This window comes from Bradyrhizobium genosp. A (assembly GCF_049949275.1).
Taxonomy (GTDB): Bacteria; Pseudomonadota; Alphaproteobacteria; order Rhizobiales; family Xanthobacteraceae; genus Bradyrhizobium.
In genome coordinates this window covers 219249-232954 of the sequence record NZ_CP188196.1, presented here as the reverse complement: position 1 = coordinate 232954, position 13706 = coordinate 219249, and the positions used below count along the sequence as shown (strand labels likewise).

Below are 13706 nucleotides of genomic sequence, written 5' to 3'. Positions count from 1 at the left end.
CCCTTGTGGGGCGGTCAAGCCGGGGCATGACAGTGGAGCGTTAGGAGACGGGGTCCCACTCCGCGCGCACGGACTCGTCGCGCTCGTTGCTCATCGCGGCAACCTTCATCGCATCAAACTCGTCCCGCGACACCAACTGCCCCAACGCCCACACCGCCGCTCCACGCACCAGCGGACTCGCATCGTCGAGCAATCGCCGCGCTTCGTCCGCCAGCGTCACATCGCCTGAGTTGCCGATCGCGATCAGCACGTTGCGCAAGAAGCGATCGCGACCGATGCGCTTGACCGGTGACTTCGTGAACAGCGCACGGAACGTCGCGTCGTCGAGCTGTGAAAGTTCAGCAAGACCAGGCGCGCGCAGCTCGTCGCGTGCAGCAAGCTTGGCTTCACGGCCCTCCTGCGCAAACTTGTTCCAGGGACATGCCGCGAGGCAATCGTCGCAGCCATAGATGCGGTTGCCGATGGCTTTGCGAAATGCGTGCGGGATCGGCCCCTTGTTCTCGATGGTGAGATAGGAGATGCAACGCCGCGCATCGAGCTTGTAGGGCGCGGGGAACGCTGATGTCGGGCAGATGTCGAGGCAGGCCTGGCACGAGCCGCAATGATCGATCTCGGCATCGTCGCGCGGCAATTCGAGCGTGGTGTAGATCGCGCCGAGAAACAGCCATGAGCCGAATTCGCGCGAGACGAGATTGGTGTGCTTGCCCTGCCAGCCGAGATGGGCGGCCTGCGCGAGCGGCTTCTCCATCACCGCCGCGGTGTCGACGAACACCTTTACTTCCGACGGCGCGGTCGCGACCAGCCAGCGCGCCAGCGCCTTCAGGCGTTTCTTGATGAGGTCGTGATAGTCGTCGCCCTGCGCATAGACCGAGATCGCCGCGCGCGTGCGCTGCTGCAGGATCGCGAGCGGATCCTGGTCAGGGCCGTAATTGACGCCGAGCATGATCACCGAGCGGACGTCAGCCCACAGCCCGCGCGGATCGATGCGGCGCTCCGGCTGGTTCGCGAGCCAGTCCATGTCGCCATAGCCGCCGGAGGCGATGAATTCGAGGAAATGTTTTCCGGCGTTCTCGATCGTGCCCGGCTCGGTGATCCCGATGCAGTCGAAGCCGAGCGCTTGCGCTTCGCGCGCCAGCGCCGCCTTCAGTTCAGTCGGATCGGAGTTCAGAAATCCAGGTCCACGTAGGTCCGCGACGCCGGCACGCCCGCCAGCCATTCGCTCAGCAGCGGACGGAACGACGGGCGGGATTTCACCCGCGCGTACCACGCCTTTGCTGCGTCGTCCTCGCTCCATGGCACGTCGCCCAGATAGTCGATCGCCGAGAGATGCGCCGCGGCGGCGATATCCGCGTAAGTGAGCCGGTCGCCGGCGAGGAAGTTACGCGTCTGCGCCAGCCAGCCGATATAGGCGAGATGATAGCGCACGTTGGCCTTGGCGGCGCGCATCACGTCGGGCGAGGGCGGGCCGCCGCCATTATCCTCGCTCATGAAGCGCTTGTAGATGCGCTCGGTGACAAGCGGGTGGGAGACTTCCTCGAAGAATTTTTCGTTGAACCAGGCCATCAGCCGGCGCACCTCGACGCGCTCGGCGATCGTCTCCGGCATCAGGCGCTTGGAACCCATCTCGGCGCCATAGGCCTCGTCGAGATATTCGGCGATGATGGCCGCGCCCGGGATCGGCGGCTGTTCGTCGTCCACCATGACAGGCGTGGTGCCGGCCGCATTGAGCAGCAGAAATGCCTCGCGCCGTTCCCAGCTGCGCTCCTCGGCCAGCTTCAGCTCGAGCCCGTATTCGCCCGCGATCAGACGAATGAAGCGAGAATGCGGACAGAACGGATGATGAAACAGCGTAAACATGAAGCCTTTGACTATTTGATGGTGATTAAGAATCCATCAATGTTTGTGCGGCGCCACACTAGTCCTTCAAAACCGCGAGGCAAGGGCGTGATGGTGCATTTTGCGATTGCAGCAAAGAGGCGAATAGGCGAGAAGGGCCCCGCTTTTTTCAGCGGAAATGGACCGTAAATATGTCAGATGCAATACGGGCAGTGATCCTCGGCATCATCGAGGGTGTGACCGAGTTCCTTCCCGTTTCCTCGACCGGCCACCTGCTGCTTGCGGAGCGCTTCTTCGGCCTCGGCGAGGGCGCCTTCTGGGATTCGTTTACGGTTCTGATCCAGCTCGGCGCGATCCTCGCGATCGTCGTGCTGTACTTCAAGAAGTTGTGGGACGTCGCAATTGGCATGTTCACGGGCGATGCCTATGCTCGCCGCTTCGTGATCGGCGTGCTGGTCGCGTTCCTGCCTGCTGTGGTCGTCGGCCTCGTCGCCGGCAAATACATCAAGAGCGTGCTGTTCAGTCCATGGGTGGTCTGCTTCTCGCTGATCGTCGGCGGTGCAATCCTGTTGTGGGTCGATCGGCTTGATCTCAAGGCGCGCGAGCATGACGCCACCAAGTTTCCGCTGCCGATGTACCTCTATATCGGCATCGCCCAGTGTATCGCGATGATCCCGGGCGTGTCGCGTTCCGGCGCCAGCATCGTTGCCGCGATGTTTCTGGGCGCGGACAAGCGGGCGGCGGCTGAGTTCTCGTTCTTCCTCGCCATCCCCACCATGATCGGCGCGTTCGCCTACGATTTCTACAAGAACCGCTCCGAGATGACGATGGACCACATGGGCATCGTTGCGATCGGCTTCGTGGTGTCGTTCATCACCGCGATCATCGTGGTGAAGGCGTTCCTCGGCTACGTCACCCGCCACGGCTTCATGGTGTTCGCCTGGTGGCGCGTCATCATCGGCACCCTCGGCCTGATCGCGCTGGCGCTCGGCCATTAGGCTGGAGCGTTTCGTTTCACCTCTCCCGTAGGGAGAGGTCGGATCGCATCATCAGATGCGATCCGTGTGAGGGGTTCTGGTGTTACTGGGTGCCGCGGCCCCTCACCCGGATTGCTGCGCAATCCGACCTCTCCCCACCGGGGAGAGGTGGACACCGGCTCCAACTGCCGCAAAGTCGCTGACGCGCCTCAACGCAATATCAGCTTTTGACCGGTAAGCAGTGTCCGGAGCGGGATGGCCCGCAGGCGGAGCTGAACGATGACCGTCGTCAGCGGCTGGGGGCGCTTCCCGGTCGTCGATAGCGAAGTGCTGCGGCCGCGGTCGTTCGAGGCCGTGGGCGAGGCCGTCGCCAATGTGACCGGCTCCGTGGCCCGGGGCAATGGCCGCGCCTATGGCGATGCCGCGATCGGCGCTGTCAGGACCATCGCCATGACCGGGTTCGACCGGGTCAGGTCGTTCGATCCGGCAACCGGCCGCATCCGCCTGGAAGCCGGCGTGCTGCTGTCTGACCTCATCGACACCTTTGGCCCGCGCGGCTTCCTGCCCTTCGTGGTGCCCGGCACACGCTTCGTCTCGATCGGCGGCGCGATTGCTGCCGACGTGCATGGCAAGAACCATCATGGCGAGGGCGGTTTTGGCCGCTATGTCGACAGCATCTCGCTGCGCACCGGGCAGGGCGAGACGATCGAGGTCTCGCGCGAGCAAAATTCCGATGCCTTCTTCGCGACTGTCGGCGGCATGGGCCTCACCGGATTCATCCTCGAAGCCACGATGCGGCTGCGTCCCGTCGAGACCGGCTGGATCCGCGAGCGCGTGATCTCCGCATCCGATCTCGACGCTGCGCTGCGCGCGCTCGAGGCAAGCGATGCCGCGACCTATTCGGTGGCGTGGATCGATTGCGTGGCGCGCGGGCGCAATCTCGGCCGCTCGCTGATCTATCTCGGTGAGCACGCAAGCGCCGACGAGCTTGCCGGAGGCGCCGATCGCTTTCCAATCGGCAATAATCCCGGGCTCGCCGTGCCGATTGACCTGCCGTCGATGACGCTCAACCGATACAGCATCCGGGCCTTCAACGAGCTCTACTACCGCATGGGTGCAAGGCGCGCCGGCGGCGACCATGTGGTCTCGCTCTACCCGTATTTCTTCCCGCTCGACAGCATCGCCGACTGGAATCGCATCTACGGACGGCGTGGCTTCCTGCAGCATCAATGCGTGATTCCGGAGGCTGGTGCGCGCGCCGTGCTCGGCGACATCCTCGATCGTGTCTCGAAGCGCGGCGATGCCTCGTTCCTCGCGGTGCTGAAAAAGCTCGGCCATGGTGACGGCCTGTTGTCATTCCCGCTGCCCGGCTACACGCTGGCGCTGGATTTCCCGGTGAAGGGCGACATCCTGAATTTCCTCGACGAGATCGACCGTCTCGTCGTCGCCGCCGGCGGGCGGCTTTATCTCGCCAAGGATGCGCGCCAGTCGCGCGCGACGTTCGAGGCCGGCTATCCCGCGCTGCCGCGCTTCAACGCGATCCGCAAATCGCTCGATCCAACTGGGGCTATCCGCTCGAAACTTTCACAACGCCTGTTCGATGAGGTTTAAGCCGTGACGTCACGCAAGACCGTTTTGGTGCTCGGTGGCTCCTCCGATATCGGCCGCGCCGCGGCGCGCGCCTTTGCCAAGGCCGGATACGATGTCGGCCTCGCAGGCCGCGATGCCGCCGCGCTGGAGCCTGACGCGGCGGATCTGCGCGCGCGCTACAGTGTCGAAGCGAGCACGTGGACATTCGATGTGCTCGACACCGCCTCATTTGACGGCTTTGTCGCCGGCCTTCCCGTATTGCCTGATGTCGTCGTCTCGATCGTCGGCCTGCTGGGCGTCCAGCAAAATGCCGAGAGCGACCTCGCCCACGCCACCACGATCATGCGCTCGAACTACGAGGGTCCGTCGCTGATCCTCGGCCTGTTCGCCGAAAAGTTTCTGGCGCGCGGCAATGGCACGATTGTCGGCGTGTCGTCAGTCGCAGGCGATCGCGGCCGCGCTTCGAACTATGTCTACGGCTCGGCGAAAGCCGGCTTCTCCGCCTTCCTGTCAGGCCTGCGCGCCCGCGCCAGCCGCGCCGGCGTGCACGTCGTCACCGTCAAACCCGGCTTCGTCCGCACCAAGATGACGGAAGGCATGAAGCTGATCGGCCCGCTCACCGTCGACGCGCCGGTCGTGGGCGATGCGATCCTCAGCGCCGTTGAGAAGAAGACCGACGTCGTCTATGTCAGCGGCAAATGGCGTCTCGTGATGCTCATCATCAAGACGCTGCCGGAGGCGGTGTTCAAGAAGCTGAAGTTTTGAGTTTGCAGCCACGGCGGCAGTCTGCTCCCTCGCCCCGTTCTTACGGGGAGAGGGTTGGGGTGAGAGGCCTCTCTCCACACGCGAGGCGGTCGAGAGACCTGTACCCCCTCACCCGGCTTGCTTCGCAATCCGACCTCTCCCCGCAAGCGGGGCGAGGTTAAGAAGAAACCTCACGCGCTCTTGCGCTGGAACTGGCCCGCGGCGCGAAAACGCCAGAGATATTGCGGGGCGATCGCTTCCAGCGAATCGGCCGCAATGCCGAGCCCTTCCAGCGTCAGCCCTGCGGCCTTCGCCGCATCCGACACGACATTGTCGCGTTCGAGCAGCGTGACCTGGTCCGGCGTCAGCTTCAGCGCCCCCGGGGCGAATTGCAGGAAGGCGGCCTTGAGGCGGGCGAGGCGGAACGACAGCGGCACCAGCGTCGGCTTGCGATCGGCGATCTCGACGATGGCCTCGATGATCTCGCGCATGGTCAGCACTTCCGGCCCGCCGAGCTCGTAGGTGGCGCCCGCCTTGGCCTTGCCGTCGACCGCATCGGCAATCGCGGTGGCGACGTCGCCGACATAGACCGGCTGCATCTTGGTCTCGCCGCCGATCAGCGGCAGCACCGGCGACAGCCGCGCCAGCGCCGCAAAGCGGTTGGTGAACTGGTCCTCGGGGCCGAACATCACGGAGGGACGGAAGATGGTAGCCGACGGCACGACCGCCATGACAGCCGCCTCGCCGGCCGCCTTGGCCTTGGCATAGCGCGAGGGCGATTCGGCATCGGCGCCGATCGCCGAGACATGGATCATGCGCGCGCCGACGGCGGCCGCCGCCTTGGCGACGGTCTCGGCGCCCTTGGCCTGGACGGCGTCAAAGGTCTGCCCGCCGCTCTCGGTGAGGATGCCGACCAGATTGATCACGACATCCGAGTCGCGCACCGCCGCCTCGACCGAGGCCGGGTAGCGCAGATTGGCCTGGATGGTGTGGACCTGCCCGACCTTGCCGGAGGGCTGGAGGTATCCGGCCAGTTCCGGCCGCCGCACCGCGACCCGGACCCGATAATCCCGCCGGCACAGCGCGCGGACGACATTCCGGCCCAAAAACCCCGATCCGCCGAAAACCGTGACGAGAGTTTCCAGATTCGATGCCATGAGATCTATTCCTGGGGTGCGTTCCTGCGGGAAGAGTGCGTGTTATCAGGCTTGTATCGGCCCGGTTTGCAATGCGCAATCGGCAAGCCGAACCATGAATTGACAACCGCGTCACCGAACCGTAGTAACCGCCTCCGTGCCCCAAACGGCATGCCCAGGTGGTGGAATTGGTAGACGCGCTGGCTTCAGGTGCCAGTGGCTTAACGGCCGTGAAGGTTCGAGTCCTTTCCTGGGCACCATCGCTCTTCTAAGAGCGTGAAATCCAAAGCAAATTAGCAGATTCAACGGCTTACCCGCTCCTCAGTGGTACAGAAGGGTGGTACAATTGCCGTTGGCTATGTCGCGTCCGTGGAAGCATCCCAAAACTGGAATCTATCAGCTCCGAAAGGCTGTTCCTGACGATTTGCGCAAGATCGTCGGCAAGCGCGAGGAGAAAGTAAGCCTTCAAACCCGCGATCCAGGCGAGGCGAAACAGCGCTTCGCGAAGGCGCTTGCCGAGCTCGAGGCTCGGTGGGCCAACCTACGCGCAGGGCCAAAACTTCTGGCTGAGCGTGAGGCGCATCAACTTGCCCTCGTCGCCTACGATCAGTGGCTGCAGATGTACAGGGATAACCCAAGCCAACAGACCGGTTGGGATGTCGTGGCCGGAGATCGGCTGTTTGGCCCCCCACAGACAAGGGAGCAGAGACTTGCTGCGTCTCAGCGGGTGTTGGATGGCGCCCCGGAATTGCCGGAGGACAAGATTTTCCGGATGGAACAGGCGTGTTTGGATGCCGCTGACGGCTATCTGACGGCCAACGGGACCTTTATCAATTTCGAGAATCGCCGAACCATGGCCCGCGCACTGGGCGCTGCCATGCAGCGCGCCAGCGTACTTTTGACAAAACTGGCAAGAGGCGAAGGCGGATACTCGCCCGATTCCCAAGCAATTCCGTTCCCGCAAAGGAATGCTTCGGCAGAGCGAGGAAAGACAGCCTTAGAGCCTGGCTCCTCGAACGGGTCGCTATCGGCGTTGGTCGAGGATTGGTGGAAGGAGGCGAAGGCCGCCGGTCGCAAGCAGAGTACCTATGAGAGTTATCAGAAATCGATGATGAAGCTCGTGGCCTTCCTGAAGCATGACGAGGCGGGCCGCGTAACGCCGGAGGACATCGTCCGCTTCAAGGATCATCGGCTGCAGGGCGGCGCAAGTGCGAAGACCGTGAAGGATAGTGACTTAGCCGGCCTAAAGACGGTGTTTGGCTGGGCGGTCATGAACCGCCGTATGCACTCCAACCCTGCCGAAGGACTTACCATCAAGGTCGGCAAACCGCGCAAACTCAGGTCAAAGGGATTTTACGACCGAGAAGCGTCCGCCATTCTCAAGCACGCCCGGAATTCTGCTGCTGGGAGAGCTGCTCCGAAGCTGGCGTTGGCCAAACGGTGGGTGCCGTGGTTGTGTGCCTTCACAGGAGCGCGGGTGGGCGAGATGCTTCAGCTTCGCAAAGAGGACGTTCGCCGTGAAGGCAAAGATTGGGTCGTGCACGTGACGCCCGAGGCTGGCCCCGTGAAGACGGACGAAGCCAGAGACGTGGTGCTGCATCGACAGATCATCGAGGAAGGTTTTCCAGAGTTTTATGAGAGGTCCTCAAGTGGCTATTTATTCATCGACCCCAAAGCCGGGGATCTTGGCGTTCGCAGGGCGGTGAAGACAGCGCGGAATAAGGTGAATGCCTTCGTGCGTGAAGTTGTGAAGGACCCGAACGTTGATCCGAGCCATGGCTGGCGCCATCGTTTTAAGACCATCGGCATTGAGCAAGAGGTGGCCATGCGCGTGCTGGACGCCATACAGGGCCACGCGCCGCGCAATGCTTCTGAGGACTACGGGGACGTAACCATTGCTGCGAAGGCGAAGGCCGTCGACCGGTTCCCAAACATAGACGTTAGTTGACGGCTGTGGGCATCTGCAGGATCAAGTCGGCGGCTGCGCTACGGGACACGACGGCCTCGCTGGTGATGGAGGAAGCCGCCGCGGAGTACGGCGAAGTGCCGCTTGACGTCATGTTCTAGGATACTGAAGCTTCCGCGGTATCAGGTCGTGGCGGCCAAGATCCGCGATGGCCGCGTAGGCCGGAAGCGGCAGATGCAGGACGAGATGGCGTAGGATTCATTCGCGAACCCGCAAGCTCGCTGCACCGACGAAGTGGAATCTCGACTCCTTGCGGCTAACCTGCGTTTTGAATCCTCCCGATGAGCAGACTGCTGTTTCTAGAAGGTCGGCAACATGACCGGCTGTTGCTCCCCTGAAAATTCCAGATTCAGCCATTTCTTAACAGCGTGTGGATCGGCAAAGCCGTGGGCGCGCAGGATCCCGACGATGTCGGCTGCGGCAATCACGACGATGGGATGCTGATCTTCCTTGATCTCGCGATACGCCTGACTGTCGATGTAGCTGGTCGTCACAAGAATTCCGAATTGGCGATGACGCAATCTGGATATCAGCCTCGACATTTCGCGGACGCCAACAGAATTCGCTGGGTCGTAACACTTTGCTTCGAGAGCAAAGTTCACAAGGACCGCGCTGGGACCTCTGCCGATCTTCAGTTTTCCTATAGCATCGCGACCGCCATCGCGAGATGGGCGCGTGAGGTCCATGGCGACAATGTCCGGCATCATCATTCTTGCCAGGGCCGTGGCACAGCGCTCGAAGTCGTGAGGTCGGCCTGCGAAGCATTTGTGGATCGCCGAGATCATCGCACGGTCTTCCACTGTCGTTGGAAGCTGCTCTGCCTTGGGACGGTGTTCTATCGTCCGGACGGACTTCAGGGCCCGATAGCGACCTTTCTCCAGCCACTCCACCCATGGCGCCGGCGCCAGATCTAATGATTTGATACCGGTGGCGAGGGCGTCCAGCCAAGCACGCGATATCTTCGAAACGTCCAGTATCGTGAATCGGGCACGGTAATTCTGGAAACGCAGTCCCTTGCTCGTCCGCCAGACCGCTACCAGGTCGTCGTAGTTTTCTATATCGGCGCCACCCGGAACGGCGAGCCCGATGAAGCGGACGTCCCGCCATTCACCGGTCTTCGCGAACACGAAGATCGGTGGAATCCTGCTTCGGTCCGTTGACCCGGAATGCGCATATTCGAAGAATCGTCGCAACAATTCGTTGCCAAATCGAAGTGTTTCGTGAAGGGCACGGCCGGGGCGTTTGTTGTCGCCAAAATAGACGAAGGTGCCGGACTCGCGATCGATCGTATCAGGCCAATCAGGATCATTCAGCGATGAAACGAGTGCAACGAGGTCGAGCGAGTCGAGACTGCCTCGGTATCTGAATCCGCCCTGATTGGACACGCGGAGAAGGAGGGAGATCGGGTCGTCCCCATGGTTGCCCTTGCGTCCGCTTTGATAGACGGCGTCGACAACCAAGTCTGCGCTCGGAAGATCGGCGAAGGGAACGATTTTGCCGATTGGCATGAGGTGCGTCCCAGGAGCAGAAGCTCTCGCGGCATGAATGCGATTGCGAAACGACGGAGACTGCCCGATTCGTCCTATCGCGGAAACATTTTCCGGATCCGGCCTTGGAAAGCGGCACGGTTGCCGCCCAGTCCCCTAGTAGGACAGCGTACGCGCGGTGCTCATGTGGCTAGCGTTCAGCCGACCCGATGCTGAGGTGGCGCGACGCCGTGCGGGGATGAGGTCATCATCAAGGATGTCGCGGCTGCCAGCGCCCAACAGCGAACCGACGACGGCTCGCATCACAGGGGCACAAACGCCATTGCCAAGCACCTTGACCTTGTCGCGGCGGGTGCCCTGGTCCAGCGTGAACTGCACGCCATCCCCGTGCTCATCCTTCAAATGGGTCAGGCCCATGGCCCGCTTGAGCTCCGGCACCTGGAGCATGCGAAGCGTGGGCTGACCATCGATCCACTGCACCAGTCCGAAACGATCTAGTGTCGTGAGCGTCCTGAGCGGACGATCGAGGCGTTGCCAGCCGCCAGCCCGGTCCGAGCCGTAGTAGACGATCAGGAAATCCTTTCCGCGACCCAACTCCGCAATACCACGCTCGACCCGCGCAATCGTCGAGGCTGCTCGTTTTCCGTTATAGACAGGCTCGGCGGCATAGTTGCCCTCGCGCTCCAAAATGCACGATGCATCCCGTGTCGCCTTCAGGCCGGGCAGCGCGATGGTCGGCGTCACCAGCTGGTCGCCAACGATGAACAGGCGGCGTCGGTTCTGAGGAGTTCCGAAGTCGGCCGCGTCGAGAGACCCAATTCGCAGTTTGTACGTCTTTTTCAGAGTTGCGATCAGGTCGTCGAAGCCGGGCCAGTTCTTCATCGGCGTGACATTCTCGAGAACGATCCAACGGGGATCGAGCTTCTTGATGAAGTTCATGACATACCAGCCAGAGCGCTGGCTTTCCTCGTCGACCGGCCTGTTGCCGCGTGCGATCGAGTGGTGGGTACACTCAGGCGACGCAATCAGCATGTCGACCTTGCCGATGCGGCCGAATATCTCGGGTCCGCTCCGGTCGGTGAGTTTCGCGTTGACTACCTTGGCGCTAGGAAAGTTGTCGCCGTAGGTAGCCGCGGCGATGTCCCAGCCGTCCACGGCACCGACCATCGTGAGGCCAGCGTGGCGCGCTCCGGCGCTTCCGCAGCCGCCTCCAGAGAACAGGTCGATGCCCTTCATTTATCCCTCGATTGCCAGTCAAACATATCCATAGGTCGGAACGCTTTACTACCGTCGCAATAACTACTCTTCGTTAAGACGTGCAGCGTCAGCATGAACCCTTCGGCCCTTTGCCTATTGGATGGGTCTGTTCAGTGCATCCCGCACCACCCCCGGGAGGGTCTCATCCGCAGCGAGATCGAACTTCAGATAGATCGCTGACTTACTGGAATCCTCCGCTACGTCGCAAATCTCACCCAAACACTTTGCGCTCGCCACGGCGGCGGCCTTATCGCGGAAGAACAGCTGGATCAACATATCTGCGAGTTTACCTGAGTCGATGTCCGGGGCCTTGCACAAGATGACATCGGCAAAGTCGTGTCCGTTCTCGACGGCCGCTTTTCGAGCAATGAGCATCTGCTCATCAAGGTATTCGGCAGCGAAGTCCGCCAGGAGCGGTTCTCCCTGATTCGTCCTTAAAGCCGAAAATGATGCTTGGTCGTTGAGCTCGATGCCATCGTCAGTCAAAGCGCATGCCCACTCGATGTAGTTTCGCATAAGATTATCCAGGACGTCGGTAAACGGCTCTCAGTTCCCTGCGGGCTCATCCGGCTCCGGCGTTGATGGTGTCTGCATAAGCTTTCGTCCTGCGCGGCGACCTGATCGATCTCAATGAGCATGCCAGGCCCACCAGCCGGACGCCACGCCCTATCGACGCTGTACAGCAAGAATTCTCGCCAGGCATTCGGCGGGGTTTTTCTTGATTTGGTGCTCCCAGAGGCGGACCACCTTCCAGCCCGCGCGGCGAAGGGCCTTGAAGTTTCTTGCGTCGCGCAACCGATTGGCTTCGATCTTCCGCTCCCACTTTTCGGAAAGCTTCAATCGCCAAACCGGGAAACGCCAGCCGTGCCAGAAGTCGCCGTCCACAAAGATGACGACCCGGGCAGACCGAAGTACAAAATCGGGACGACCGCGGAGATCCTTGGCGTGCTCCTCCCAGGACAAGTTGGCTCCCGCCAGCAACTCGGCGACCACCTTCTCCGGCTTGGTGCCTTTGCCCCGGATACGGGACATCAGCGCACTCCGCTTCTCCGGACTCATGATGTCACCGCGATGCAACCTGACCGGCACATTTCCGGGGGAGTACGGATCATTTCGCTTGCCCGTTGCGGAATTCCGTTCAAGCTTTCTCAAGAATTTCTCCAGTCCGACCAACGATATATCGTGATATAAGGTAATATAATGCCTACCGAGGCTTATGAACTGGTGCCGCCGCCAGCACACGCAATGATCGAGTCGTTACGCGGCGTTGGATACTCCACGGAAGCCGCGATTGCTGACATCGTCGACAATAGCATTGCGGCCAAGGCACGTAATGTCCGGGTCCAATTCCATTTTGCTGGACGCGAATCCTGGATCTCGGTCACCGATGATGGGGTCGGCATGAGTGATGCCGATCTCAGGCGAGCCATGACCCTCGGCGGGACTCACCCGTGGTCCATACGCGCCGAACAGGATCTTGGAAGGTTCGGGCTGGGGCTAAAGACGGCGTCTTTTGCCCAGAGCCGCTGCCTTACCGTCGCGACCAAGCAGGTCGGCCAACGGTCTGAGCGATGCTGGGATCTGGACTATATCGCACGACCCGAAATCAACGATTGGCGACTACTGCCGAACGGAAGGCCAGGCACAGCAAAGCTGTTCGAAGCGCTCGACGAAATGACGTCGGGCACGATTGTCCTTTGGCAAGAACTTGATCGGATCACGGCGGGGATGCTTGCGAATGAACCCGCGTCCGAGGACGCATTCCTGACCACGGCAGAAAAAGTCGGCGAACACCTTGGCATGGTCTTCCACAGGTTCCTAAGCGGACCTCGACCGGAGCTGCAGATCTGGTTGAACGGGCAAAGAGTGAAGCCCTGGGACCCGTTCCTCGAAAACCATCCTGCCACGGAGGTCACGCCTGTCGAACGGGTCTATTCTTCTCACGGTGTAATCGAGCTGCAAGGCTTCGTGTTGCCGCACAAAGATCGGTTGACCGAGCAGGAAGCGAGTCTGGCATCCGGCCCCGCGGGGTGGACCGCGCAGCAGGGGTTCTACGTCTATCGAAGCAGACGGATGCTCGTGGCCGGTGGGTGGCTGGGACTCGGCACTCCGCGCGTTTGGACGATGGAAGAACCCTACAAGCTCGCCCGCCTTCGCCTGGAGTTTCCGAACTCAGCGGACAAGGAATGGGACATCGACGTCAAGAAGTCGGTGGCGAGACCACCAAGACTTTTGCGGCGGCGGCTAACCGATTTGGCTGACCAGGTACGAAGCAGTGCAAAACAGGTGTTTGCCCACAGGGGCGCCTATGGACGCCGTGCTGCGGTCCCCGATCTGCAGACTGCCTGGATCGGACGCACGACCAACGGTTCGACCTCCTACAAGATCAATCGTGAGCACCCGGCCGTTCTGCGAGCCGCCGAGGAATCTGGAGGAAAAGCGATCGAGCAGCTTCTTCGCCTCGTCGAAGAAACCGTGCCCATCCAGCGCATCTGGCTCGATACGGTAGAAAATGGCGAAATACAGAAGGAAGCCTTTGCCGAAGCCGCGACGCCGGAGGTCGCAGATCTGGCCAGGACGACGCTCTGGCATCTCGTCACGAAGGTCGGTCTGTCTCGTGCTACAGCTCTGGCGCGCCTCCGCAGGACTGAACCGTTTCAGAACTATCCGGATCTGATCGACAGCATCGCCGCCGAAGATACGCAGTAGGGAT

Annotated in this window: 13 protein-coding genes and 1 tRNA gene; 7 read left to right on the top strand and 7 right to left on the bottom strand. The window is 61.5% G+C overall.

The genetic code is table 11. The features are described from left to right. Nucleotides 1-40: 40 nt before the first annotated feature. Both queG and ACP2YP_RS01000 read right to left on the bottom strand, forming a co-directional pair. Nucleotides 41-1216 carry a tRNA epoxyqueuosine(34) reductase QueG gene (gene queG / locus ACP2YP_RS01005; RefSeq protein ID WP_426421810.1) on the bottom strand — a complete coding sequence of 392 codons (1176 nt, stop codon included), beginning with the start codon at nucleotides 1214-1216 and terminating at the stop codon, nucleotides 41-43. After that, on the bottom strand, nucleotides 1165-1857 hold the full coding sequence (locus tag ACP2YP_RS01000; RefSeq protein WP_426421809.1) for a glutathione S-transferase family protein: 693 nt from the start codon (nucleotides 1855-1857) through the stop codon (nucleotides 1165-1167). The genes queG and ACP2YP_RS01000 overlap by 52 nt, the downstream gene beginning before the upstream one ends. 170 nt (nucleotides 1858-2027) lie before the next feature. Between ACP2YP_RS01000 and ACP2YP_RS00995 the strand changes: the two genes are divergently transcribed. The 3 genes from ACP2YP_RS00995 (at nucleotide 2028) to ACP2YP_RS00985 (ending at nucleotide 5168) form a co-directional block, all read left to right on the top strand. After that, nucleotides 2028-2834, top strand: a complete 807-nt coding sequence (locus tag ACP2YP_RS00995; RefSeq protein ID WP_426421808.1) for an undecaprenyl-diphosphate phosphatase — start codon at nucleotides 2028-2030, stop codon at nucleotides 2832-2834. A 258-nt stretch (nucleotides 2835-3092) separates the two neighbouring features. Then, the gene (locus ACP2YP_RS00990) at nucleotides 3093-4424 is read left to right on the top strand and encodes an FAD-binding oxidoreductase (RefSeq protein WP_426421807.1); all 1332 of its coding nucleotides are present in this window, start codon (nucleotides 3093-3095) and stop codon (nucleotides 4422-4424) included. A gap of 3 nt (nucleotides 4425-4427) precedes the next feature. Continuing rightward, entirely contained in the window at nucleotides 4428-5168 is a 741-nt protein-coding gene (locus tag ACP2YP_RS00985; RefSeq protein ID WP_426421806.1) for an SDR family oxidoreductase, read from the top strand. Nucleotides 5169-5338: 170 nt separating this feature from the next. Here ACP2YP_RS00985 and ACP2YP_RS00980 read toward each other — a convergent pair whose 3' ends face one another. Next, entirely contained in the window at nucleotides 5339-6304 is a 966-nt protein-coding gene (locus ACP2YP_RS00980; RefSeq protein ID WP_426421805.1) for a complex I NDUFA9 subunit family protein, read from the bottom strand. 152 nt (nucleotides 6305-6456) lie between these two features. Here ACP2YP_RS00980 and ACP2YP_RS00975 point away from each other — a divergent pair. From ACP2YP_RS00975 to ACP2YP_RS00965, 3 genes are all read left to right on the top strand, one after another. Further along, nucleotides 6457-6543, top strand: a tRNA-Leu gene (locus ACP2YP_RS00975). Nucleotides 6544-6707: 164 nt separating this feature from the next. Next, nucleotides 6708-8231 carry a tyrosine-type recombinase/integrase gene (locus tag ACP2YP_RS00970; protein ID WP_426421804.1) on the top strand — a complete coding sequence of 508 codons (1524 nt, stop codon included), beginning with the start codon at nucleotides 6708-6710 and terminating at the stop codon, nucleotides 8229-8231. Further along, on the top strand, nucleotides 8228-8350 hold the full coding sequence (locus tag ACP2YP_RS00965) for a hypothetical protein (protein WP_426421803.1): 123 nt from the start codon (nucleotides 8228-8230) through the stop codon (nucleotides 8348-8350). The genes ACP2YP_RS00970 and ACP2YP_RS00965 overlap by 4 nt, the downstream gene beginning before the upstream one ends. A 198-nt stretch (nucleotides 8351-8548) precedes the next feature. Here the strand turns inward: ACP2YP_RS00965 and ACP2YP_RS00960 are convergent, their stop codons facing one another. The 4 genes from ACP2YP_RS00960 to ACP2YP_RS00945 form a co-directional block, all read right to left on the bottom strand. Beyond that, the gene (locus ACP2YP_RS00960; RefSeq protein ID WP_426421802.1) at nucleotides 8549-9757 is read right to left on the bottom strand and encodes a restriction endonuclease; all 1209 of its coding nucleotides are present in this window, start codon (nucleotides 9755-9757) and stop codon (nucleotides 8549-8551) included. A gap of 135 nt (nucleotides 9758-9892) precedes the next feature. Next, nucleotides 9893-10972, bottom strand: a complete 1080-nt coding sequence (locus ACP2YP_RS00955; protein ID WP_426421801.1) for a DNA cytosine methyltransferase — start codon at nucleotides 10970-10972, stop codon at nucleotides 9893-9895. A gap of 114 nt (nucleotides 10973-11086) precedes the next feature. Further along, the gene (locus ACP2YP_RS00950) at nucleotides 11087-11509 is read right to left on the bottom strand and encodes a hypothetical protein (RefSeq protein WP_426421800.1); all 423 of its coding nucleotides are present in this window, start codon (nucleotides 11507-11509) and stop codon (nucleotides 11087-11089) included. A 150-nt stretch (nucleotides 11510-11659) separates the two neighbouring features. Beyond that, a complete protein-coding gene (locus ACP2YP_RS00945; protein ID WP_426421799.1) occupies nucleotides 11660-12145 on the bottom strand; it encodes a very short patch repair endonuclease in 486 nt (161 codons plus the stop codon). Between the two features lie 48 nt (nucleotides 12146-12193). On the opposite strand from ACP2YP_RS00945, the gene ACP2YP_RS00940 reads away from it, so the two are divergent. Then, nucleotides 12194-13702, top strand: coding sequence for an ATP-binding protein (locus tag ACP2YP_RS00940; protein ID WP_426421798.1), 1509 nt, complete (start codon nucleotides 12194-12196; stop codon nucleotides 13700-13702). Nucleotides 13703-13706: the final 4 nt, after the last annotated feature.

Coding starts and splice junctions, on each gene's coding strand:
- queG (WP_426421810.1), bottom strand. CDS start 1,216: ATGGCTGGCGGGCGTGCCGGCGTCGCGGACCTACGTGGACCTGGATTT.
- ACP2YP_RS01000 (WP_426421809.1), bottom strand. CDS start 1,857: ATGTTTACGCTGTTTCATCATCCGTTCTGTCCGCATTCTCGCTTCATT.
- ACP2YP_RS00995 (WP_426421808.1), top strand. CDS start 2,028: ATGTCAGATGCAATACGGGCAGTGATCCTCGGCATCATCGAGGGTGTG.
- ACP2YP_RS00990 (WP_426421807.1), top strand. CDS start 3,093: ATGACCGTCGTCAGCGGCTGGGGGCGCTTCCCGGTCGTCGATAGCGAA.
- ACP2YP_RS00980 (WP_426421805.1), bottom strand. CDS start 6,304: ATGGCATCGAATCTGGAAACTCTCGTCACGGTTTTCGGCGGATCGGGG.
- ACP2YP_RS00960 (WP_426421802.1), bottom strand. CDS start 9,757: ATGCCAATCGGCAAAATCGTTCCCTTCGCCGATCTTCCGAGCGCAGAC.
- ACP2YP_RS00955 (WP_426421801.1), bottom strand. CDS start 10,972: ATGAAGGGCATCGACCTGTTCTCTGGAGGCGGCTGCGGAAGCGCCGGA.
- ACP2YP_RS00950 (WP_426421800.1), bottom strand. CDS start 11,509: ATGCGAAACTACATCGAGTGGGCATGCGCTTTGACTGACGATGGCATC.
- ACP2YP_RS00940 (WP_426421798.1), top strand. CDS start 12,194: ATGCCTACCGAGGCTTATGAACTGGTGCCGCCGCCAGCACACGCAATG.